The 24,317-nt window shown below is 40.1% G+C and carries 23 protein-coding genes; 22 read left to right on the top strand and 1 reads right to left on the bottom strand.

Features of this window, described 5'->3' with window-relative positions; translation table 11 throughout:
• Positions 1-25 precede the first annotated feature (25 nt).
• The 10 genes from FR7_RS21410 to FR7_RS24345 all read left to right on the top strand — a co-directional run bounded on the left by FR7_RS21410 (position 26) and on the right by FR7_RS24345 (position 6,989).
• Positions 26-757, top strand: a complete 732-nt coding sequence (locus FR7_RS21410; protein ID WP_007950748.1) for a phosphoribosylaminoimidazolesuccinocarboxamide synthase — start codon at positions 26-28, stop codon at positions 755-757.
• Complete coding sequence (locus tag FR7_RS21405) at positions 750-1,652, top strand: acetamidase/formamidase family protein (protein ID WP_007950747.1); 903 nt, start codon at positions 750-752, stop codon at positions 1,650-1,652. Before FR7_RS21410 ends, FR7_RS21405 begins: the two co-directional genes overlap by 8 nt.
• On the top strand, positions 1,627-2,265 hold the full coding sequence (locus tag FR7_RS21400) for a DUF362 domain-containing protein (RefSeq protein WP_082918275.1): 639 nt from the start codon (positions 1,627-1,629) through the stop codon (positions 2,263-2,265). Before FR7_RS21405 ends, FR7_RS21400 begins: the two co-directional genes overlap by 26 nt.
• Positions 2,266-2,294: 29 nt before the next feature.
• Positions 2,295-2,873 (top strand): hypothetical protein, encoded by a 579-nt coding sequence (locus tag FR7_RS21395; protein WP_007950745.1) that lies wholly within the window; start codon positions 2,295-2,297, stop codon positions 2,871-2,873.
• Positions 2,854-3,081 carry a hypothetical protein gene (locus FR7_RS21390; protein ID WP_040543367.1) on the top strand — a complete coding sequence of 76 codons (228 nt, stop codon included), beginning with the start codon at positions 2,854-2,856 and terminating at the stop codon, positions 3,079-3,081. The genes FR7_RS21395 and FR7_RS21390 overlap by 20 nt, the downstream gene beginning before the upstream one ends.
• 153 nt (positions 3,082-3,234) lie before the next feature.
• Positions 3,235-3,942 carry a beta-ketoacyl synthase N-terminal-like domain-containing protein gene (locus tag FR7_RS21385; RefSeq protein WP_139181567.1) on the top strand — a complete coding sequence of 236 codons (708 nt, stop codon included), beginning with the start codon at positions 3,235-3,237 and terminating at the stop codon, positions 3,940-3,942.
• Between the two features lie 83 nt (positions 3,943-4,025).
• A complete protein-coding gene (gene hisG / locus FR7_RS21380) occupies positions 4,026-4,655 on the top strand; it encodes an ATP phosphoribosyltransferase (RefSeq protein WP_007950743.1) in 630 nt (209 codons plus the stop codon).
• Between the two features lie 370 nt (positions 4,656-5,025).
• Positions 5,026-5,325, top strand: a complete 300-nt coding sequence (locus FR7_RS24725) for a transposase (RefSeq protein ID WP_082918274.1) — start codon at positions 5,026-5,028, stop codon at positions 5,323-5,325.
• A complete protein-coding gene (locus FR7_RS21370; protein ID WP_082918273.1) occupies positions 5,258-6,649 on the top strand; it encodes an IS1182 family transposase in 1,392 nt (463 codons plus the stop codon). Before FR7_RS24725 ends, FR7_RS21370 begins: the two co-directional genes overlap by 68 nt.
• A gap of 94 nt (positions 6,650-6,743) precedes the next feature.
• A complete protein-coding gene (locus tag FR7_RS24345; protein WP_007950735.1) occupies positions 6,744-6,989 on the top strand; it encodes a hypothetical protein in 246 nt (81 codons plus the stop codon).
• Positions 6,990-7,166: 177 nt separating this feature from the next.
• Here FR7_RS24345 and FR7_RS21360 read toward each other — a convergent pair whose 3' ends face one another.
• Complete coding sequence (locus FR7_RS21360) at positions 7,167-7,667, bottom strand: methylated-DNA--[protein]-cysteine S-methyltransferase (protein ID WP_064448918.1); 501 nt, start codon at positions 7,665-7,667, stop codon at positions 7,167-7,169.
• 259 nt (positions 7,668-7,926) lie between these two features.
• Here FR7_RS21360 and FR7_RS21355 point away from each other — a divergent pair, with 259 nt between their 5' ends.
• From FR7_RS21355 to FR7_RS21300, 12 genes are all read left to right on the top strand, one after another.
• Positions 7,927-9,831, top strand: coding sequence for a sigma-54-dependent Fis family transcriptional regulator (locus FR7_RS21355; protein WP_007950722.1), 1,905 nt, complete (start codon positions 7,927-7,929; stop codon positions 9,829-9,831).
• Between the two features lie 146 nt (positions 9,832-9,977).
• Positions 9,978-11,279, top strand: coding sequence for a four-carbon acid sugar kinase family protein (locus FR7_RS21350; RefSeq protein WP_017531383.1), 1,302 nt, complete (start codon positions 9,978-9,980; stop codon positions 11,277-11,279).
• 37 nt (positions 11,280-11,316) lie between these two features.
• Positions 11,317-12,318, top strand: a complete 1,002-nt coding sequence (gene pdxA / locus FR7_RS21345; RefSeq protein WP_007950721.1) for a 4-hydroxythreonine-4-phosphate dehydrogenase PdxA — start codon at positions 11,317-11,319, stop codon at positions 12,316-12,318.
• Positions 12,319-12,363: 45 nt separating this feature from the next.
• Positions 12,364-13,239, top strand: a complete 876-nt coding sequence (gene dapA / locus FR7_RS21340; RefSeq protein WP_007950719.1) for a 4-hydroxy-tetrahydrodipicolinate synthase — start codon at positions 12,364-12,366, stop codon at positions 13,237-13,239.
• A 128-nt stretch (positions 13,240-13,367) separates the two neighbouring features.
• Positions 13,368-14,345 carry a hydroxyacid dehydrogenase gene (locus FR7_RS21335; RefSeq protein ID WP_007932897.1) on the top strand — a complete coding sequence of 326 codons (978 nt, stop codon included), beginning with the start codon at positions 13,368-13,370 and terminating at the stop codon, positions 14,343-14,345.
• A gap of 69 nt (positions 14,346-14,414) precedes the next feature.
• The gene (locus tag FR7_RS21330) at positions 14,415-15,572 is read left to right on the top strand and encodes an iron-containing alcohol dehydrogenase (protein ID WP_007932895.1); all 1,158 of its coding nucleotides are present in this window, start codon (positions 14,415-14,417) and stop codon (positions 15,570-15,572) included.
• 93 nt (positions 15,573-15,665) lie between these two features.
• The gene (locus FR7_RS21325; protein WP_007932893.1) at positions 15,666-16,940 is read left to right on the top strand and encodes an MFS transporter; all 1,275 of its coding nucleotides are present in this window, start codon (positions 15,666-15,668) and stop codon (positions 16,938-16,940) included.
• Positions 16,941-17,174: 234 nt separating this feature from the next.
• Positions 17,175-19,139 carry a methyl-accepting chemotaxis protein gene (locus FR7_RS21320; protein WP_007932891.1) on the top strand — a complete coding sequence of 655 codons (1,965 nt, stop codon included), beginning with the start codon at positions 17,175-17,177 and terminating at the stop codon, positions 19,137-19,139.
• Between the two features lie 483 nt (positions 19,140-19,622).
• A complete protein-coding gene (locus tag FR7_RS21315) occupies positions 19,623-21,029 on the top strand; it encodes a PTS mannitol transporter subunit IIBC (RefSeq protein WP_007932889.1) in 1,407 nt (468 codons plus the stop codon).
• A 215-nt stretch (positions 21,030-21,244) separates the two neighbouring features.
• A complete protein-coding gene (locus FR7_RS21310) occupies positions 21,245-21,661 on the top strand; it encodes a MarR family winged helix-turn-helix transcriptional regulator (protein WP_007932888.1) in 417 nt (138 codons plus the stop codon).
• 247 nt (positions 21,662-21,908) lie between these two features.
• Positions 21,909-23,012, top strand: a complete 1,104-nt coding sequence (nspC, locus tag FR7_RS21305; protein ID WP_007932887.1) for a carboxynorspermidine decarboxylase — start codon at positions 21,909-21,911, stop codon at positions 23,010-23,012.
• A gap of 30 nt (positions 23,013-23,042) precedes the next feature.
• Positions 23,043-24,302: a saccharopine dehydrogenase family protein gene (locus FR7_RS21300; RefSeq protein WP_007932886.1), complete on the top strand. Its 1,260-nt coding sequence runs from the start codon at positions 23,043-23,045 to the stop codon at positions 24,300-24,302.
• Positions 24,303-24,317 lie beyond the last annotated feature (15 nt).

The following is a 24,317-nucleotide window of genomic DNA, read 5'->3' as shown; positions in this document are numbered from 1 at the left end:
TTATATAAATTAAGGGGTGATTATTTTGAAACTAGTATTTGCTGGAAAATCTAAGGTCATACATCAAAATGGTGATGATTATATTATGAGGTTTTTAGACAATGTAACTGCACAAGGAGGAAATAAAACGGCAAGAGTTTTTGGAACGGGAATTGTAAGAGCTGCAATTTCGGAAAAAATCTTCCATGTTCTAGAAGACAATGGAATTGCCACTCACTTAATCAGTCGGGTAGAGCCTGATGCTTTCAAAATTCATAAACTTGAAATGTTTAAACTTGAGGTTATTCCTCGAAATTACGCTGCAGGTTCTGCATGCATTAGGTTTCCGTTTGTGCGAGGACAAAAATTTGATCCAGCCGTCATCAAAATTGATATGAAATATGGAGATGACCCGATGTTGAATACGGATTACATGCTAGCTCTAGGTTTAGCATCCAAAGAAGAAATCACAGAAATTTATGAATTAGCACATCGAGTCAATGACGTACTCAAAACGTTCTTTGAACAAAAGGGACTTACGCTTGTCGATTACAAATTCGAGGTTGGGAAAAAAGCAAATGACCAGATTGTTATTGGCGATGAAATTTCGTGTGACGGGATGAGAGTGTGGGATAATTTATCTAATAAATCTCTTGATAAAGATGTTTTTCGTTACGATTGGGGAAATCTTTTGGATTCTTATATTGAACTTTGTAATAGATTGCTCGCGCCTGTCGAATTAAAAAAAGAAGATTTAATTAACGTTAAACATGATTAAGAATGCCGTACAAATGAACGAGCATGCATATTTTCTGGAAGCTGAGCGAGCGCCAGTATTGACAGTTTCTCCAAATCAAATTGTGAAAATCCCCATTGTTAATGCGTTTGGGCGTGAATTTCAATCACCTGCCGATTTTTATATGTATAAAAAATCACAACAAAAGCACCATCCTTTATTTGGACCTATTTTTATTGAAGGCTGCAAAGCAGGAAGTACAGTACGAGTTGCAATTCATAAAATTCAACCTCACAAGAATTCATACAATGCAAACTCTCTTTCAACGGGCGTCCTTAAGGGGCACGAATATGAACGTCGCTTCGATATTCTTTCAACACTACAGCCCCAATTAGATGGATATAACTTAAAAACCAGACCATCTCTGGGTGTAATTGGAGCAGCAACTTGCGAACGTACAAGATCAGGGAGATGTGGGAAAACGGGTGGTAACCTTGATATCAATCTTTTAGTTGAAGGAGCAGAGGTTTTCCTACCGGTTGAGTTCGACGGAGGACTAGTATATGTTGGAGATGCGCATCTTTATCAAGGCGCTGGAGAAATCAACGGAATAGCCTTAGAAACGTCTGCTTCAATCAGCATCTCATTCTCTACGAGCAATATAAGTATAGATTTTCCTATTATCAAAAAAGAGAACCAACTCGCAATTGTAGGATATGGTACTGATGTTAATTTAGCTATTCAGTCTTCAGTACTAAATTCAATCCAGTTACTTCGTTTGTCTAACCCTTCATTATCTTTTTCTGCCGCATATCAGATCGTGGGTGTAATGGGCGAAATATGCTTGGGACATATAACTGGTGCCGTTTGCACCGCGGCAACTGTAATTCCAACAAGGTTTATTAAAGGAGATGATGGAGATTTCTTCATTTGTTGAAGTAATTCGTTGCCCAGTATCTTCTACTGAAGATGAAATATTTTATCGTCTTCAAGATTGTTTGAACGAACATGAACCATTTTTGCGACAAATTAGAAACGCTAACAATATTCTCATCAAGGTTAACCTAATGAGCTTCCTTTATACTGCTCGAGATGAACGAAATAAGCTATATAAAGGCCGCCCTATTGCTAGTACTGATCCTATGGTTGTTGCTGGACTAATCCGTCTATTGCGTTTCTATAATCCTTCCGTAGATATCAATATTATTGAGGGTGTTGATCTTGATCTTCAATCTGGGGAAAAGGAAGATGATATTTGGAAGAATTCCGGTTATGATTTAATCTCAAGGAAATATGACGTGGGGCTTCTTAATACTAATACTCTTCCTGTGGTGGAAGTTTCCTCGGGGGATATGCATTCTAGGTATTGGATTCCCAAAATTGTTTTAGAAACAGATATGTTAATTTCTGCTGCAAAACTTAAAATACATGGAACAGCCGGTATTACTCTAAGTATTAAAAATATGTTCGGCTTATTGCCTAGTCCTTATTATGGGGACGGTGACAGGGGGGGCTTCATTCTAATCCAATTCGTTTATTACGTACAATAATCGATGTTGCCAAAATAGCTACCCCTCATTTGTCAATTATTGATGGAATTGTTTCTTGCAACTATAATTTTATAGGGGAACCTATTTGCCCTGAAACTTTATTAGTGGGCAATGAACCTTTGGAAGTCGATAAAGTTTCTATGGATTACATGGGGCTTGATTGTTACGCGAAGTTTCCCGAGACGCCGTTTGAATCTTGTGAAAATTACTTAACTGCTTTTTCTAAAGGCCAAGAGCAAAAAAATACTATAGTCAAACGAAGCTTTCCTGCTCCTGCATATAAATACACTTTAAACAGAATGCGTCCTTACACCCCCGAAATGGTTAAGGAGTGGGTATCAGAAGTCACTGCAGGCGTGAAGTATTGTTTAAAACATCGCAATGAACTTGTGAAAGAGTATGGATTAGGATGGCTATATGTAAACAGATTTGGCCCTCAATGGTATGCGGCAACCTATCGTGAATGTTTGCACCTTGTACGCTTAGCTCATCGTGAAAAAAAATGGGGTTTCGATTGGCTAATCACCTCCGAAAAAAGTGAAATTGAAAATTTAAATAATTACCTTGAGGTATTAAGCAGTGGAGTTTATGGAAACTTTGAGTTCTGAGTATTATATCGCTGCAATGGAAGTTGTTACCCCATACGGTTATGGAATGCAACCATTATTTGAAGGCGTTTTCAGTGGAATCCCTTGTTTCCGTACTCTTACTTCGCAAGAGCAAACAGATTTATTCGGGCTTAAAGTTGCGGGAGTTATTGAATTAGTCACTAGAGATAAAATAAATCAGTATGGCAACAAGTCACTTCAGGACTAGCTGGTGCCTATAAGTTGCTGAACAGATTATTGAAAATTCCCATATTAACATTTCGGATGTTCAAAATTCTCGTACCAGTGTATTTATTGGAACTACATTCGGATCACTTTCTTGTTGGGAAATGGAATTTCTAAATCTTGATTTAGCTAACAGTTGTCCTGCAATAAGAAACTTAATCATTCTTTTTCCGTTGCTATAAATTCTAAGTTGGGTTTTTCAGGACCATCACATACCATCTCAAATTCATGTACTTCTGGTATTGATGCTTTGTCGATAGCCATTACGTTGCTCAATAAGGGATTAATTAGAGCAATTATTATAGGAGTTGACGACCCTGTTTATTTAACACTCCTGGGATTACCTGCTAAAATGTCGTTCTTATCTCGCGGAATTAGTGAACTAAGCGGAATTCCTTTCGACAATGCTTCATCGGGTATGATTTTGTTCAAAGCATGCCCAGGCATACTGGTAGAAAAAACCAACCGGGAAGACTCTGCAAGAATTGTTGGAATTAATTCTTTGAATGATGCATACGATTTATACTCTCTTGAAAGAACTGGTACTAGGCTCAAGCAAGTAATGCAGTCAGTTTTGACGAGTTACCTGGATGTAATAAGTTCGCCTGCATTAGGTATACCCGCTGCTGATGCAATGGAAGCTTCAGCTATTCGCGCGTACTTGAATGGATTATCTGTTCCCATTTTTTCCATTAAGTCCAGTACCGGTCATTCTTTTGGGTCGTCCACTATTCTTCAAAATCTCGTGTCAATTAGAAATGCTTCAATCTCAAGAAATATCACCAACGATAAGAATACGGTAAGAGCCCCGAGAATTGGGTTCCCAAACAAAAACTTAATTTAAATGTCAGAAGCGCCTTAATAATCAATCACGGCGTTGGGGGTAACTCATCTGCTGTAGCGATTACTAGATAGGAGGTCTTTCATTTGAAAATTGCGTTACCTAAGGGACGTTTAATGCGAGAAAGCGTCGAATATTTGGCTCAGCGCGGACTCTGCGGAAAAGAAATTTTTTCTCAAGGACGATCTATGATTTGGCATAATCAACAAAAAAACCTTACTTTTGTTCAAGTAAAACCCAAGGACATTATGACTTATATTAGTCGTAAGTATGTGGATGCAGGAATATTAGGTAAGGATTTAATATGCGATTCATGGGATTCGCCACCGCTAATGCATAATTTGGGGTTTGGAAATTGCTCGATGGTTCTCGGAGGTAAGATAGGTGGCAAAAGCTCTCATAGTAAAGAATCTTTCGTTGTTGCTACAGAACACCCAATCGTTGCAAAAAAGTACTTTGATAGTATGGATATAAAAAAGTATCAAATCCTAGAGCTTCACGGTTCTGTTGAGGCAGCCGTTGTTCTAGGAGTCGCAGATTGCTTTATCGACATTGTTGAAACGGGTACCACACTCAAGGCGAATGGGCTCTGTGCATATCGTACCCTTTTTGAATCGACTGCGCACTTAATTTTATCCGAGGCAGCTATAAAAAATAGCAAAATTCAGGAAGAGATTAATCAATTTTTTTTTGGAGGCTTGTTAAATGTCATATGACGAGAGACAGATTCGGTATGTTCTCAACAAAATATTTGAAGATCAATTTCATCGATCATTTGATGACAAATTGTTTGATATTGGCCTCGATGAATTGCGCCCTTGACTCTCTCAAAAAGGTTGAAATCGCCATGAAGCGGAAGACCTTGTGCTCCGACAAATACAATTTCAGGATATCTTTTCACCGAAACATCTGGATGCGGGATGGAGGAAAGATGAGTATCCTCATCTTTCCGATGTAGGCCAATCGGTCACATCACTTCAAACTGCAAGAAGGAAGCAAAGGGACGTTCTGAAACCACTGAAAAAGTCAATAAATAAACCAACATCCCTCTATTATGGTAAAATATAACTGTAGATATTTGCCGGAATGGAGGGATTTGCTTTGCTTAGACATGTGCCTCACCAATTAAGTATATATAGCGTGCTATATGACAAAATTCCCAATGACCATATTCTGAAGACTATTGCAGCCAATGTTGATTTTAGTTTCATTAACGATTTACTGAAAGATTCATACTGTAAGCACCTGGGGCGGCCTGCTAAAGAGCCGGAAATGCTAGCAAAGTTACTTATTTTGCAATATCTATATAACTTATCAGATGTTAAAGTCATTGAAGAAGCTAAACTTAGCCTATATGTGGTTTTTGGGACTAAATCCCGAAGATGATTTGCCAGAAGCCAGTCTACTTACCAAGTTTAGGAGACATAGATTAAAAGAAACAAGTGTGGATGATATTATTCAGGAAGTAGTCCGCCAGTGTATAGAAAAAGGTATTATTAAGGGGACAGGACTGAGCATGGACGCCACTCACACCAATGCCAATACAATAAAAAAGGTACCAGAAAGAATCATGAAGCATCTAGCCAGAAGAATCATAAAAGCTATTGAGGAAGAAAACGGAGAAATCCCATCTGAGCTAATTGGCGAAGTTCCTAACTACAAGCTCATAGAGGACCACAACGAAGCGAAGCAGATTATGAAGACATATTTAGAAACCATAATCAGTAAAGCTGAAAACCATGTAGATCTCTCCATTCTGCCCAGCAGCCAAAAAGCTGTTAACGAAGCAAAGGAAGTATTACAAGATCCTAAATTTATCGCACAAAAAGGAATCCGGTCACTTGTAGATAAAGATGCTCGTGTGGGATACAAATCTCAAACAGACAGTTTTTACGGATATAAAGTAGAATTTGCAATGATCCCAGAAGCGAGGATTATTACCGCAGTAACAGTTGATAACGGTGCCTATGTAGATGGTAGCAAATTTGATGAACTCTATCAGCGAAGTAAAGCATGCGGATTGACCATACAAGAGGTGTATGGAGATAAAGCTTATTTTCGAAAACCAATTTTAGATACCCTACAAACAGACTCAGTTGAAGCTATCATTCCAGTAAATTCTTGCGTCTACAAAATAGACGAAAGCAGATTTACTTACAATAAAGACAGTGATCAATGGTTTTGTGAGATGGGTAATAACACCTATAAAAAAGTGTATCAAAAATACAAAGATAGAAGTAATATTTATAAATATCATTTTGATAAATCACAGTGTATTCAGTGCCCCAAACTACTCGAATGTGCTGGCAAAAACGTTAAGAAAAAAATACTAGGCGTCGGTGAACATAATGCTCAATATTATGAATATAGTCAATTTACTAAGACTACTCAGTTCAAGCTTAAGTACAAAAAACGAGCCAGTCATGAGTGGAAAAACGGGGAAATGAAGCGTTTCCACGGATTAGATCGTGCCCGAGGGTACGGTCTAAAAAGCATGTCAATGCAAGCCAAATTAACGGCCTTAGCCGTAAATCTTAAAAGGATAGCAGCACTACTATCCTTTTGTGACCATGTATTTTGGAAGCAAATAGCCAATTTTATAGCATACATATCACAGATTGGCTCCGCTATTTATGCAGATAAGCTAAAAAAACATGGATATATCAGTGGTTTCGGACGTTCTTTTTTGCTTCCTTCTTGCAGAAAATGATATGATAAAGCAAAAGCAGGAGAAAAGAGTTACAAGGGACGGGGTTATTGACAACAATGTAACTACGCAATAAGATAAAGCTGGTGGTGAAATAATGCCAAGAACAGCAAGAAAGAAAAGTAAAAGTGGAATTTATCATATAATTATGCTAAGAATAAACTGGCAGACCATTTTGGAAGACGAAGAAGATCGTGCCCAATTCCTTGAAGCACTGCAGCGATACAACTTCTATTTTTCTTCCGATCAACAAAGGACTTCTTCTTTATTGCTAAAAAAGAGGCGCGTTGCAAAACAGTTTTTTAATAAACGTTTTGCGATACGCCCTTTTTTTATTGTGTAAATGAGTGCCATTTGCTGTGTATGTGATATTCGTTTATATAAATCGAAGGCTGGTAGAATGAATCTAATCTCACAGCCTTTAATTCTCTGATCAGTATTAGACAGTATTAAGATGCTTATATACGATCCTATTTTTTTAATCGTAACATGAGGTCAAATTCTAAAGTATGAAGATGTTCTAAAATAGCGTCTGGGTTTCAAGCTGAAGTAAAGCTTTCTTTTTATCAATGCCTCCCGCATATCCGGTCAGGCTTTTGTTTGATCCGATGACTCTATGGCATGGAATGAGTATGGAAATAGGATTATGCCCAACAGCGTCCCCTACAGCTTGTGCAGACATAGAAGATAGTCCCTGCATAATGGCAAGCTTCTTTGCAATTTCACCGTAAGTAGTAACTTGGCCGAAGGGGATTTTTAAAAGGATCTCCCAAACCACTTTTTGAAAAGGAGTTCCTTGAGGTTCAATCTTAAGGTTGAGCATAGGATGATTACCTGAAAAATACTCCTCTAGCCAAAGCCGCAGTGTCTCGAAAACAGCATAGTTGAACTCCTCAGCCCATGTACCTGTCTTGGATGGATAGTACTTTTGTCCAATAAACCATAAACCGGTTAGCGCTCCATTTTCAGCAGATGCTGTCATCGCGCCTAATGCAGTATCAATTGTGCAAGTATAAATCATAGTACCAGCTCCTTCTTAATGGTGCGTAGATATACCTTCGAAATGGGGGGGGTGACCTGTTGGGATTGATTCTGTTTGTTGCGGTAAAAACATAAATAAAAATTATAGATTGCTATTCTTCCTATTTCAAGTATTACTTATTTTGACTTGATGGCAAGTTTCAGGTTAGTATAAGGGTAATAGAAAATTCTGCGCGCTGTTTGTTGAAAAAATTTTGATTGATGGTTAATTACTGGAGTTAAAAGTGAGGTAGTCAATTGTGGAGGCAAGGATTTTATTTGTAGCACCATTTGCGGGTTTAGCAAAGTTGGCGGAGGAAGTGGTAGCCGAGCGGTTTGCTGATTCGTCCCATCTCATTAAAGTTGTCAAAGGAGATCTGCAAGAATGCATTGCAATCGTTAAGCAGGCAGTGGAAGACGGTGTTGAAGTGATTGTCAGCCGTGGCGGTACGGCTAGCTTGATTAAAAAAAATGTAAATATACCTACTGTGCATATCCAGGTTACTGTAATGGATGTGCTGCGTGCATTAAGGCAAAGTACTGAGTATCCTGAAAAAATCGGTATCGCAGGGTTTGAAAATGTGATTTATGGCTGTGAGGATTTAGCAACGCTGCTGGGTATTACTTTTGTGGAAATTGCTTTGAAAAATGAAAATGAGGCTCAGGAAAAAATTGCTGCTGCAGTAGAAAACGGCGTAGAGCTCATCGTTGGTGATGCAATATCAACGAAATTAGCGGCACGTATTGGTGTACAGGGAGCATTGATTCAGTCTGGCAAAGAAGCGATTTATAAAGCCATTAATGAAGCTGCATTAATCGCACATATCCGGCGTGAAGAACAAGAAAAAGCAGAGTTATTAGGTACTGTGATTGATACGTCAGCAGAAGGTATTATTGCAACGGATACCAATGAGCGAATTACGATTTTTAACCCTATGGCAGAAAAAATTTTCCAGGTATCCCATTTGGAAGCCATCGGTAATCAGCTGCAAACCGTCATTCCCCAACTTTCGCTGGCTGGAAACGATGATTCCAGTGAGAAAATTGCTGATGTACAACGCATTGGTGATAAGACATTGACGATTAAATATAATCAAATCAAGGTGAAAGGTGAAATCATTGGCAGCATTTATAATTTCCAAAATGTATCACAATTGCAGCAATTAGAACAGAATGTCCGTAAAAAACTACATGCCAAAGGCCTGGTCGCCCGAATAAAAATGGCTGATATTGTTGGATCATCACCAGTTTGTAATGCATTAAAACGCAAGGCCACGAAATATGCATTGACGCAATCAACCATTTTAATTACCGGAGAGTCTGGTACAGGTAAGGAAATGCTGGTGCAAAGTATCCACAATGTGAGTACCCGGGCTGATGGTCCTTTTGTGGCTGTAAATTGTGCAGCATTGCCAGAAAATTTACTGGAAAGCGAATTGTTTGGTTATGCGGAAGGTGCCTTTACCGGAGCGAAAAAAGGTGGCCGGCAAGGATTATTTGAACTGGCTCATGGCGGAACCCTTTTCTTAGATGAAATTGGTGAAATGCCTTTAACCCTCCAATCAAGATTACTGCGTGTATTACAGGAAAAAGCAGTCATGCATTTAGGGGGCGATACCGTTATTCCGGTAGATGTGCGTATTGTTGCTGCAACTAATCAAAATTTAGCAAAATTAATTGAAGAAAAGAATTTTCGGCAAGATCTTTATTACCGGCTTAATATACTGCGTATTCATATGCCGACGCTGCATGAAAGAATAGAAGATATCCCGCTGCTCGCAAAAGAAATGATCAAAAAAATGAAACATATCAATGGGAAGGTTACGGGGATTCATTTAGAAGCCAGGGAATATTTGAAACAGCGCAGCTGGCCGGGAAATATTAGACAACTGGCAAATACGATAGAGCGAGCTATGCTCTTAAGCAGCGGACCAATTATTAGCAAACAGGATATGATTGAAGCCTATGATGAAGAAGGTGAATCAGTAGGAGAAGGAAGCCGCGAAAAAGGCGAGATGAAAGATAGTTTGGCTTTAGTGGAACATGAGATCTTACTGCGTGTGCTGAGGGAAGAGGAATATAATTATAACCGGGCAGCAGCCAGGCTTGGGATTCATCGAACTACCTTATGGCGAAAATTAAATGCCAAAGCAGCAAAAAGATAATGCGTGCATATTGCACTAAATACGTTGCAAAAATGCAACGTATTTTTTATGTTGCAGAAATAAATCCAGTATTATCAAGGAAAATCATGTTGGCACGAAGTTTGCAATACATAGCAGTGAGGTGCAGTAGAGAGAAGGTGATAGAGATGATAAAACTAGCGGTTATTGCAGATGACATAACAGGTGCAAATGATACAGCAGTACAATTTTCTAAACGTAATATAAGCAGTTGTGTAAGAATTGATTTTGATCAGGAAAAAATACTGAAAGAAACTGCTGATGTGATTGTTATAGATACTGATAGCAGAGATATTGCACCAGCGGCGGCTTATGACCGGGTGAGATCAGTTTGCGAAGTTTTGCAGGATAGCGGTGTAAAAAACATCTACAAAAAAGTTGATTCCACCCTGAGGGGAAATCTGGGTGCTGAAATAGAAGCGACGGCAGCAGTCTTTCAACCAGAGATCGTTGTGATTGCCCCCGCGTTCCCCAGTAATAAACGTATAACTGTAGGCGGATATCATTTGTTAGACCAGATTCCAATCGAATTAACTGAAATTGCTCATGCGCCGAAGAGTCCGGTAGATGAATCGCGGATTGTGGAATTATTACATAAACAAACGGAAAGTAAGATTGGCTTAATTTCACTCCATGTGGTCATGAAGGGATTAGACGCAGTAAAGCAAGCCATTAAGCAATGTCTGGAATGTGGTGAGAAATGGATCGTTTTTGATGCAGTATTGGATGAACATTTAGAGCGTATTGTCAAAGCAGCGGAAGATTATCATAAGGTTTTATGGGTAGGTTCGGCAGGCTTGGCAGAACAATTATCAGATTTTTATCAATGGTCCGCTGAACAAAAAAATATAGGGATTGCAGCAAAAGGACCTGTGCTGGTGATTGCCGGCAGTGTGAGTAAGGTCACTCAAGCGCAGATTAGTACAGCACTGAATTTACCGAATATTGAACTAGTAAAAATGAATGTAGCCAATCTTATCCAGAATAAAGAACTAGAAATAAGGCAATGCACAATACAAGCGAAAAAACAATTGGGTCAGGGTAAAGACATCGTAATTGCCAGCGCAGTTGATGACGGTGATGTTTTTGCCGCGGTAGCAGCGGGAAAAAATTGTGGACTTAGCAGCACTGAAGTGAGTGAACAAACGGCGGTTGCTTTAGGTGATATTGCCATACAGTTAACCGATTATCAATTGGCTGGGATGGTTCTTACTGGCGGTGATACAGCCATCCATGTTTGCCGTTCCTTGGGGGCTGAGGCTATTGAAATACTGGAGGAAGTTGCTGTTGGTATTCCTCTGGGGCGATTGGTCGGCGGTTGTTGCAATGGATTACAGGTGGTTACAAAAGCGGGGGCCTTTGGCCTGGACGATGCATTTGTTCTATCCATACAGGCAATGCGAAAAGTGATGGATTTGAAAACGAGCTGAGTTCTTAGGTAAATATACAAGATAGGAGGAATAACAGATGAAACCGATATTAGGAATTACCATGGGTGATGCAGCGGGAATTGGTCCGGAGATTATTGTCAAAGCATTGGCTGCAAAAGAAATATATGAGATTGCAAGACCCGTAGTTTTTGGCGATAAAAAAATAATGGAACGTGCCATCGGGATTGTCGGTGCTGATGTAACATGTCAGTCTGTCCAAGATGTAGCACTAGCTGGCAGAACTTACGGAATAATTGACGTTGTTGATTTAGATAATTTACCCTTGGATCTGCCTTTTGCACAAGTTGATGGAAGAGCTGGTAAAGCAGCCTATGAATATATTGAAAAAGCGGTTGTCTATGCACTGAAAGCCCAAATCCATGCAATCGTTACTGCTCCTTTAAATAAAGAGGCTTTAAATCTTGGCGGCTGTCATTATCCCGGGCATACAGAAATACTGGGGGCTTTATCCGGACAAAAAGATTATTCCATGATGCTGGTTGGCGGCGCGCTTAAAGTCATACATGTGACAACTCATGTACCCCTTAGAAAAGCTTGTGATCTTGTCAAAAAGGATCGTGTGCTGCGTGTCATTCGGTTAGCAGATGATACATTGAAAATGATGGGCATTGAAAAGCCGCGGATTGCTGTAGCCGGACTAAACCCTCATTCTGGTGAACATGGCTTGTTTGGTACAGAAGATGAACTGGAAATTGCACCAGCTGTTGATGCGGCAAAAGAAATGGGAATGGATGTTACCGGACCGGTACCGCCAGACACTGTATTTTATCAGGCGGCAATTAGGGAGCGATTTGATATTGTTGTAGTTATGTATCACGATCAAGGGCATATTCCCATTAAAGTGCTGGGTTTTGAAACAGGAGTGAATGTTACGGTCGGGTTGCCATTCATCAGAACCTCTGTTGACCATGGTACTGCATTTGATATTGCAGGCAAAGGGATTGCAGATGGAAAAAGTATGACTGAGTCATTATTACTGGGTGCTAAGATGGCAAAAGTAAAATTTGCCCATCTTTAAAATAGATCAAATACTATAAAAATTCAAACTGAAAGGATGATTATTATGTTTAAGCCACAAGGTATTATTACTCCTATTTTGACTCCGTTAACAGCAGAGGAAAAGTTCAATGAAAAGGAACTGCGCAGCCAAATTAATCGCTTAATTGACGCAGGAATTAGCGGTATCTTTGCTCTAGGGACAAATGGCGAATTTTATGCATTCTCAAAAGAAGAAAAAATCGAAATCATTAAGGTTACGGTTGATGAAGTAAAAGGCCGGGTACCTGTATATGTGGGTACTGGTTGTATTACAACACAGGAAACAATTGAGCTCTCAAAAATTGCTAAAGAGTTAGGGGCTGATGTATTATCGATTATTTCTCCATACTTTGCCGGTATTTCCCAAGATGACTTATATCGTCATTTCAGCAGTGTAGCGGAAGCTGTTGATCTGCCAATCCTGCTTTATAACATTCCGGCAAGAACAGGCAATAATATCGATTACACCACTGTAAAAAAATTGGCAAAATACGAAAACATTATTGGTATCAAAGACAGCAGTGGTAATTTTGACAATACGTTAAAATACATTGAAAATACCGACCCGCGCTTAAGTGTATTAGCTGGCAGTGATTCTTTGATTCTATGGACATTATTGGCGGGCGGTACAGGGGCGATTTCCGGTTGTTCGAATGTATTTCCTGAATTAATGGTGAGCATCTATCAATTATGGTCACAAGGTAAAATTGCAGAGGCAAATGAAGCACAAAAGAAAATCAGACCATTTCGTAATGTGATGCAAATGGGCAATCCAAATTCTGTTGTTAAACGTGCAGTCAACTTACTGGGTTACCCAGTTGGTCCAGGCCGGGAACCTTCAAATTGCAATAAACCTGAAATTGACGCAGCATTACTGAAAGTTTTTGAATTGTACAAATAGTAGGCAAAAGCTGATCTGCAGTTTTTAAATATAAGAGTGACAACATAGAGTGAATGGGCTGTCCAGATGATAGGATACAATATTGACTCTATGTTTACCTCTTGAATTTCTAACAAGGAGTGCTAAAAATGAAAAAAGTTGTTATATCCCATAGATTACACGATGATGGAATGGCTGTTTTAGAAAAAGCAAACGTAAAGGTTGCCATAACAAACAATGGTGATCCAAAGGCCATGCTGCCTGAATTGCTTGATGCGGAAGGTCTTATCATACGTATTGGCTCCATTGACAGGGAAACAATGCTGGCTGCAAAAAAATTAAAAGTTATCGGACGTCCTGGTGTTGGTGTTGACGATGTGGATGTAGAAGCTGCAACGGAATTTGGTATTCCTGTAGTCATTGCTCCTGGCGCTAATACTCGTTCGGTAGCCGAACATGCTTTTGCCTTTATGTTTGCTGCGGCAAAGGATATGGTGCATAGCGATAGAGAGCTTCGTAAAGGTAATTTTAATATACGAAGCAGTTATAAAGCTTTTGAGATATATGGCAAAACATTAGGTTTGGTTGGTTATGGTCATATTGGCAGTGTTCTTGCGAAGATGGCGTCTGGTGTTGGAATGAAAGTTGTTGTGTATGATCCATTTGTTGCACCGGAAGCAATCACTGAACAAGGATATCAACATGAAACAGAATTGAATGCGGTTTTAAAAATAAGCGATGTGGTTTCTTTACATGTTCCTTTGACACCTAAAACCAAAAATCTCATTGGTGCAGCTGAGTTAGAATTAATGAAGTCAAATGCCATTTTAATTAATTGCTCCCGGGGCGGTATTATTGATGAAGCTGCTTTGGCAAAAGCGTTAGAAGAGAATCAAATACATAGCGCAGCCACGGATGTCTTTGAGAATGAACCGGTGACTGTTGATGAACCTTTATTTAAGTATGACAATATTATCGTATCTCCCCATATGGCAGGACAAACCAAAGAGGCAGCATCAGGTGTAGCAACCATGGCAGCAGAAGGCGTGATTGCAGTAATCAATGGTGAACGCTGGAAGAACGTATGCAATCCAAAGGCCTATGAACACCCGCGGTGGAATCAATAATGTTCACTAAAATAGGACTTTTTTGAAATAACTGAAACTTGAAATATTTTAAATGATGGGAGAATTATCATGAGTATCTATTCGTTGCTGAATATTGGAAAAATCGTTGCTGGTGCAGGCAGTATTGAACAAATCGCAACTATCGCAGCTGATTATGAAGCTAAAAATGTAGTGATTATCACTGACCAAGGTGTTTGGGGTTCTGGTTTAGTAGATAATCCTAAGGCCTTACTTGAAGGAGCAGGCGTAAATGTCCATGTAATCAATGATACGCCGCCTGAACCAACGGTAGATCAGGTAAATGCAATATTCCAAGCGGCAAAAGAATTTGAATGCCAAATGATTATCGGCATTGGCGGCGGCAGTTCCATGGATACAGCAAAAATCGTTTCTTTGTTACTTACAAACAGTGTAAATTTACGTGAATTGGTAAAAGGAAAAGCGCAGATAAAACGCCGCGGCGTACCAACACTTATGATTCCGACAACGGCAGGTACCGGTTCTGAAGCAACGCCAAACGCCATCGTTTTAGTGCCGGAAGAGGAATTGAAAGTTGGCATCGTCAGCGAAAAGATGGTACCGGATTGTGTTATTTTAGACCCCAATTTGACGATTAATTTACCGAAACATATTACAGCTAATACAGGAATGGATGCGTTATGTCATGCCATTGAATGCTATATTTCAAAAAAAGCAAATCCCTTCAGTGACACTTTTGCATTAAAAGCAATTACTTTGATTTCTCGCAGTATTCGCATTGCATATCACGATGGACATAATGTAGCAGCCCGTGAAGATATGCTGCTAGGTGCGATGTTTGGCGGTATTTCAATTGCAACCTCTAGTACTACTGCAGTACATGCGTTGTCTTATCCGCTGGGAGGAAAATATCATATTCCCCATGGTTTATCCAATGCAATTCTGTTACCGGATGTAATGAAGTTTAACTTGGACGTTTGCGAAGAGAAATTTAAAGATATAGCGATTGCAATGGAGCTTGAAATTTCCGGCAGTACTACTAGGCAGGCTGCGGAGAAAATGATAGATAACCTATATTCCCTAATCAAAGATTTGAATGTTACCTGCGATTTAAGGGCCAAGGGCATTAATGAAGCAGCCCTCGACGATCTGATAGAGGCAGCGGCTAAGGTAACACGTCTTTTAGATAACAATCCGAAAGTGGTAACAAAAGAAGATATGAGGGCAATTTACAAAAAATTATTGTAATTTTAGTCTGATTCCTTCCTGAAATAAAAAGGAAGTTTACGAACAGCCGAAACTAATAAGCGTAATAGCAATACATATAATGGAGGGGTTATCTTGTCAACAGAGAAAAAATCGAATGTACGGTGGGTCGTTGCAGCGTTAATGTGGTCAGCAATTGCTATTAATTATATTGATCGTACCGTGCTTGCAGCCGCAGCTCCTTATATTACTAAGGAATTTAGTATAACACCAAGTCAGATGGGTATTATCATGTCGGGTTTCTTTTGGTCATATGCCTTGCTCCAAGTTCCTGCAGGCTGGTTTGCTGACAAAATTGGACAGAAAAAAACCCTTGGCTTTGCTGTAGCTTGGTGGTCGATCGCCACAGCCTTAACGGGACTCGGAACAGGGTTTAAATCAATACTAGGGTTTCGCGTGGCTCTTGGGATCGGTGAAGCGGCTGCGTATCCAAGCAATGCGGGGATCTCTTCCAAATGGTTTCCTGATAAAGAGCGGGCAACTGTCGGCGGGCTTTTTGACAGCGGTTCCAAATTTGGCGGGGCGGTTGCCATGCCGCTTATTGTCTGGCTTATTGCCTTGTTTGGCTGGAAGATGACTTTTGTTATTATCGGTGGGGTGGGAATTGTCTGGTCTATCATCTGGATCATGTATTTTAAGGAAATTCCCGAAGAACACAAAGGCGTCAATGCTGCTGAGTTAAAGTACATTCGCGAGGGGCAGTCCCAAAAAGGAGGTCTTGATAAAGAACAACCGATGAAATGGTACGAACTTTTAAAATACAGAAATATTTGGGCGATGTGCATCGGGTTTTTTATGATTAATTATACTTCTTATTTCTTTATTACATGGCTTCCTACATATCTGATCAAGGAAAAAGGCATGGGAATGCTGGCTATGGGGTTTGCAGCTATGCTGCCTCTCTTAATATCAATGTTTGTTGAAGTCGCTGCGGGCTGGGCATCAGACAAGGTACAGTCAAAAGGGTGGCTGTCTTTAACTGCTACTCGAAAGGTCTTCTTAGTTGGCGGTCTTCTGATGGCATCTTGCATAGGCCTGGCGGCTTTCGCCGAGTCGGCGGTAACCGCCATCGTACTTTTATGTATTGCAAAATCCGGCACGACAGTGGCTGCTTCCCAGGTATGGGCGCTTCCCGGCGATGTTGCACCTAAAAATATGACCTCCGTGGTTGCCGGACTCCAAAACTCGGTTTCTAATATGGGCGGAGTGGTAGGCCCTATCGCCACCGGCGCAATTTTGCAAGCTACCGGCTCATTTAAAATGGCGTTGCTCCTTTCTTCCGCGCTTTTGGTTGTTGGTATTTTGAATTATCTATTCCTGCTGGGAAAAGTTAAGCATATTGAGGTTTAATATAGATAACACGTAAGGGAAACTGCATGTAGAGTAAGATAGCAAATGCTTTGACGTATCTTGCAGACTTAGCCTGTGCATCAGGTGGAATCACCACCTGATGCATTTCATTTATTATAGGGTATGCAGCATCTTAACGATTGAAGTGATTGAACAATACTGCTGGATAAAGGATATTTAAATAACCTTGAGTCGATTTGCTATCTATCATATTTGATAGGAGGAATCACTAAAATGAGTGTTAAAAAGAAATTATTGATCATTATGATATTAATCAGTTTTATACCGCTCATACTATTGTCGGTTATTTCAGTACGGTATTTAAGTGCGGAATTAGAAAAAGAAACAATTAATCAATGCAGGGAACTCGCAATTGAAGTGAATCTGCAAATTAATGGATATCTTGATAAATCTTTTATTGCGCTTAAAACAATTGCTGCCAATCCTACAGTAAAGGCCTTTGATGTACCCAAGATTAAAACATTCCTGCTTCAGGTTCAGAAGGTGTATCCTGAAAACTCATTTGCTCTTGATGATGTAAAAGGGAATCAGGTTGTACGTGGTGATAATATCCCGGTTGCTAACATTTGGGAGCGTCCTTTTTATCAGTTGGCACTCAAAGGACAGGATGAGGTAATATCAGGAGTGGTCTTTAGCAAAAACTCGAATCGTTTTGTGATTAACCTTGTAACTCCTGTTCGTGATGCAGATGCAGCAGGCGGGGTAATCGGAATCATGCAGGGGTCAATTACTCTCACGAAAATAAGTGAATTTGTGACGAAATTGTCTAATGATAATACGGTTGCATATGTAATTGATGGTGAAGGTAAAGTATTGGCTCATCCAGATCAAAATTTGGTCAAAGATCGCGTTGATATGAGTGAAGTCGGTTTTATAAAACAAGGTTTATCTGAGAAGAAAAGCGGATTTGCAGCTATTGAGGATAAAGCGGCAGGTAAAAAATTAGTTACTTATACGTATGATGATAGAACAGGCTGGCTGATATGTTTGGAGGTACCTTATACTGTTATCACAGAGAAAACCCATTCTTTATTAGTTATGATGGGATTGGTAACGCTGGTGGTACTGGTGTTAGTGGGAGTATTAGCCTTTTTTATTGCCAAAAGTTTTTCGGAACCAATCTTAAAGATGCAGAAGCTGGCGAGCCAGATTGCCCAGGGTGATCTTACCCAGAAAATCGAGATATCTTCAAAAGATGAAATCGGTTTGTTAGCTGCCGCTTTTGCTGCAATGGTAACTAATTTGAAAAAACTAGTCGGTCAGGTGCAGGGCAATGCTCATCAGCTGGCCGCAGCATCGGAAGAACTGACGTCTAGTGCTGAGCAGTCGGCTATAGCTGCAAATCAAGTTGCTTCATCCATAACGGAGGTGGCAGAAGGAACGGATCAGCAATATCATGTACTGAGTGAGGTAACCACTGTAATAGAACAAATGTCGAAGAATATTCAGCAGGCAGCAAAGAATGCTAATGGGGTATCGGAGCAGTCTCTTAAAGCCGTCGATACAGCCCAGGAAGGCGGCAGGTCAGTACAAGGCGCTGTAAAACAAATGCTGGATATTGAGCATACGGTTAGCACGTCGGCTATGGCTGTTGCGCAGCTGGGTGAAAGGTCAAAAGAAATAGGACAAATTGTTGATACGATTTCTGGAATTGCAGGTCAAACGAATCTTTTAGCTCTAAATGCTGCGATCGAAGCGGCGAGAGCAGGTGAGCAGGGGCGTGGTTTTGCAGTCGTTGCTGAAGAGGTCCGCAAATTAGCGGAACAATCCCAGGAGGCGGCAAAACAAATTGCTCATCTGATTGGCGAAATTCAAAGTGAGACAGACAAAGCTGTAATCGCGATGCAAGAAGGTACGACGAAGGTTAAGGCTGGTGCCGGAGTTGTAAATGAAGCGGGCGACAGCTTCCAAGAGATCATTGGGATGGTAACAAACCTGTCCGTTCAGGTTGGGGAGATATCAGCCGTTATCGGGCATTTAGCAAGTGACAGTCAACACGTTGTACTTTCAGTACAGCAGGTTGATCAATTGACGAAGGCTGCGGCAGGAGAGGTACAGAACGTTTCTGCTGCAACAGAAGAACAGGCTGCTTCTATGGAAGAAATCGCAGCTTCGAGTCAAAAGCTTGCCCAAATGGCTCAGGAGTTACAAGCAGCAGTTAGTAATTTCCAGATTTAGTGTGAAAGCATAGTAGGAATTAACAAAATTACATGTGAACCGCCCATTCTTCGTCATTTCCAGGCATCACTAGTCCCAATTGAAGAATAGGAAAAACTAACAAAAGGACTGCCTCTATACGATATTCTTAAAATCGTATAGAGGCAGTCTTTGTTTTATAGTAGAATTTATAAGAGCTTTGGAGTAAAAATACGCCAACCGCGAAGGCGCGAAGAGGCGAAGTTAATAGGTCGAGTATGTTTACTTCGTGTTCTTCCTAATCTTCGCGTCTTCGCGGTTCAAGGTCTTGTTTTTAAAGGAACCCCTTTTTATTAGGAAAGAAGGATTTGGAATGCCCTTACTTTATTTACTAAAATGAGAATATTATAAAAATGTCAACAAGTCCTATGACGAAATCGAATTTTGATTTTCTTGAAAAGCATATATAAGTATTATATGATGCAAATAGAACATTATATTTACATTTTAAAGGAGGAACGCCAAGTGGAGAAAGTTGTAGCGAAGCAAAAAGATGGTTTAGGGACACGCGCGACGATTCAAAAGTTCGGAAGGTTTCTTAGTGGAATGGTAATGCCCAATATCGGAGCTTTTATCGCATGGGGATTTATTACCGCTTTATTTATTCCAACGGGATGGCTGCCAAATGAAAACTTATCAAAATTAGTCGGACCTATGATTGTATATCTGCTGCCTTTGCTGATTGGTTATACCGGAGGCAAAATGGTTTACGATGCCAGAGGCGGAGTGGTTGGTGCCGTTGCCACTATGGGGATTATTGTTGGTTCGACCCAGCCTATGTTTTTGGGTGCAATGTTAATGGGTCCTATCGGCGGCTGGGCTATTAAAAAGGTCGATGAGGCATTTGAAGGCAACATTCCTGCTGGTTTTGAAATGTTAATCAATAACTTTTCAGCTGGTATTGTTGCTGGTGCTGTAGCAATTTTGGCCTTTGTTGGTGTCAGCCCTATCATGTTAGGAATTACGGCAGCATTGTCAGCTGGTTTAGCAGTTGTAGTAAATGCTGGATTATTACCTTTAGCAAATGTATTCATTGAACCTGCTAAAATTCTTTTCCTGAATAATGCTTTGAATCACGGAATTTTAAGCCCTATTGGAATGGAACAGGCAGCAAAAGCAGGACAATCTGTTATCTTCCTATTGGAACCAAATCCAGGGCCTGGTCTCGGCATATTGCTGGCATATTGGTTTGCAGGCAAAGGAACCATCAGACAATCTGCACCGGGTGCCATGATCATTCATTTCCTTGGCGGTATTCATGAAATTTACTTCCCTTATATCCTAATGAACCCTCGTTTACTATTAGCTGTTATCGGTGGCGGTGTCTCCGGTACTCTGACTTTCCAAGCTTTAGGTGCCGGTTTGGTTGCTGTTCCTGCTCCTGGCAGTATTTTCGCATTGATTGCAATGTCACCTAAAGGCGGTCTCTTAGCTGTATTAGCAGGTGTTGCCGTTGCAACAGCCGTAGCATTTTTCATTGCCTCTGCAATTCTTAAAATGAGCAATCAGGTGGCAGATGAAGACGAATTAGTGCAAGCCACTGCAAAAGTGCAAGAACTCAAAGGCAATAAAGTAGAAGTTACCCAAACTGTTTCCCAAAAAGTAAATAAAGTGGTATTTGCTTGTGATGCAGGCATGGGGTCTAGCGCTATGGGAGCTACAATTCTTCGTAAGAAGTTTAAAGAAGCGGGCATAGACATTACTGTTATCAATACGGCAGTCAATGAACTTCCTAGCGATGCTGATATTGTTATTACCCAAAGAACGTTAACCGAACGTGCAAAAACGAAACTGCCGGCGGCAGAACACATTTCGATTGAAAACTTTTTAAACAGTCCGGAATATGATCAGTTAGTAAAACGTTTGTCGTAAGCTAATTCTTCCTCACTTGAATTCACGAGACTTACATCGTTCCTGACTATGTAACATAAAAAGAAAGTTCACGCTAGTGCAGTGCCAGCGTGAACTTTTTTCTTATAGCATCACAATGAATTCTGCAGTACTTGACGTAAAGGATACTTTAGTATACGATTGTTATACTCAAAACGTATTATACGCATGAAGTATTAAAAGAGGGAGGTTGTTGGGTGAAGGAGTTTCAGATACTTCATAAACTAATTCATATATTTAAGGAAAAGGAAATAAGGGAGTTTGAGAGAACAGGACTCTCGGGCAAAGAATTATATGTGCTGCAGCAGATACGTACAGATAATCCTTGGCGGTTCAATGATTTTGCCGAGCATTACTCTATTAAACCCTCTACGTTAACGGGAATTATAAGCCGACTGGAGAACAAAGGGCTTGTCAAACGGGAACGGACGGAAAAGGATCGAAAGGCTGTATATTTAAATTGCACTTCCAGTGGAAGAGACCTTGGAAAACAGCATATAGAAGAAGACCAATTGTTTTTTTGTTCGCTGTTATCAACATTGGAGCCACAGGAGAAAGAGCAATTTATCGGACTTACCAAAAAGATTATCAACAATCGTGAGCTTTGCCAGTAGGAAGAATAGTAGTAATGATAACTAGTAAATCACACCATTTCGGCGACAAACGACTTTTAAATATAAAATTCGATTATTTTTAAAGAATAATCGACAAATGCGCTCGATTTTGCTATTATTAGTGTCGTAGAAAAATTTGAAGATGCAAAAAGCAAGTATTTTAAATCAATGTACTTTTACATAGAAAATCATTTTGAGCCTGAGTAGCTCATTTTAAAATATTAATGATAAACAGGAGTTTTTAAAAATGACAATTGCCACGCCTTACTACCTGATTGATGAAAAAAAACTGCTGCGGAACTTACAGATCATTCAGCAGGTGCGTCAGCTTTCCGGAGCCAAGTCAGTATTGGCCCTAAAATGCTTTTCCACCTGGAGTGTATTTGATTTGATGCAGCAATATATGGATGGAACCACTTCCAGTTCTTTGTATGAAGCACGCTTAGGACATGAAAAATTCGGTAAGGAGACTCATGCGTATTGTGTAGGCTATTCCCAGGAAGATATCCTGGCCGTAACTAAATTTGCTGATAAAATTATATTTAATTCTGTTTCCCAGCTGGACCGATATTACGATGTGGTCAAATCAGCTAAACTGGGTTTGCGCGTCAATCCGGGAATTAGCCATTCCCATTTTGATTTAGCCGATCCAGCCCGTAAGCATTCCAGACTGGGAGTGGTTGACAGGCAGGTATTGGCACAGCAGCTTCATCGCCTTAGCGGTTTAATGTTTCATTATAATTGTGAAAATGATGATGTGGAAACTTTTTCAAAGCAGCTTGACTTTATTGGTGAATACTATGGAGATATGCTGAAACAATTACAATGGGTAAGTCTTGGCGGCGGATTATATTTCACCAAAGAAGGGTATCCAATCGAAACCTTCAGCAAAAAATTAGCTGATTTTGCTAAAGAATTTGATGTTCAGATCTATTTAGAACCAGGTGAAAGTGCAATTACTGGCTGTGCAGAGCTGGTTACCAGCGTAGTTGACTTGGTTCATAATGAAATGGACATTGCCATTGTAGATGCTTCTGTAGAAGGTCATATGTTGGACTTATTAATATATAGACTGTCTGCTAAAATAGATGAGAGTGAAAGCGGAAAATATCAATATATGGTTGCAGGCCGATCTTGCTTAGCAGGAGATGTTTTTGGCACCTACCATTTCCAAGATAAACTGCAAATTGGCAGTGAAATTCGGTTTGCGGACGCGGCCGGCTATACGATGGTAAAGAAAAATTGGTTTAATGGGTTGCAGATGCCGGCGATTGCTGTGCGAAGGTTGGATGATACTGTAGAAGTGATCCGCAGATTTAGTTATGCAGATTTCTTAAATAGTTTATCATAAAAAATTGTATTACAAGTAAGGGAGGAAAAAATGAAAAAAAATGTTTTAATTGTAGGTGCTGGGGGAGTGGCTCATGTAGTTGCTCATAAGTGCGCGATGAACAACGATGTCTTAGGGGATATTTGCATAGCTTCTCGGACCCAGCAAAAGTGTGAGGCAATTATCGAAAGTGTACTGCGCAAAGGTCACTTAAAGGATTCAACGAAAAAACTGTATTCCCGTGAAGTAGATGCTTTAAATATTCCATCTTTGGTGGAGTTAATCAAAGAGACCAAATCAGAAATTGTTATTAATGTAGGTCAATCCTATATTAATATGTCCGTTCTAGAGGCATGTATTGAAGCTGGTGTTGTGTATATGGACACCGCGATTCATGAAGAACCGGATAAGGTTTGCGAAAATCCGCCTTGGTATGCGAACCATGAGTGGAAACGCAAAGAACGCTGCGCTGAAAAAGGGATTACGGCAATACTAGGTATTGGTTTTGATCCTGGTGTAGTAAATGCCTGGTGTGCATTAGCGCAAAAGGAATATTTTGATACCATTGATACGATTGATATCTTGGATGTTAATGCTGGCAGTCATGGCAAGTATTTTGCCACTAATTTTGACCCAGAGATTAATTTCCGGGAATTTAAAAAGGTATGGACTTGGATAGATCGTAAATGGGTGCTGCAGAAAGTTCACTCTATACGTGTAGATTATGATTTTCCTGTGGTGGGATCATGTCCCGTATACTTGACAGGACATGATGAGCTGCATTCTCTATCTAAGAATATTGACGCAAATTCCATTCGTTTTTGGATGGGTTTTGGTGATCATTACCTTAATGTATTTTCCGTTTTGACCAACATTGGTCTTACTTCGGAAAAACCAGTGAAAATAACAGAAGGTGTGGAAATTGCACCTCTTAAAATATTAAAAGCTCTGCTGCCAGATCCATCTTCATTAGCTCCTGGTTATACTGGCAAAACCTGCATTGGCAATTACATCAGCGGAACCAAGAACAATGAACCACGAGCAATTTTTATTTATAATATTTGTGATCATGCTGAGTGTTACCAAGAAGTAGAATCCCAGGCGATCAGCTATACAGCAGGGGTACCGGTAGCGGCGGCAGCGATATTGGTTGCCCGGGGCGAGTGGGATGTAAAACATATGGTAAATGTTGAAGAACTAGAGGCAAGGCCGTTTATTGATCTTCTGGATACAATGGGCTTGCCTACTGAAGTGAATGAAGCTCCAGTACCTTTTACGCCGCCGGTAATTGAATCATTAGAGTCAGTTTGATGAATTAAAATGATG

It is taken from the genome of Pelosinus fermentans DSM 17108 (genome assembly GCF_000271485.2).
GTDB classification, from domain to species: domain Bacteria; phylum Bacillota; class Negativicutes; order DSM-13327; family DSM-13327; genus Pelosinus; species Pelosinus fermentans.
The sequence above is the reverse complement of the archived record's forward strand: the minus strand, read 5'-3'. Positions and strand labels throughout refer to the sequence as shown.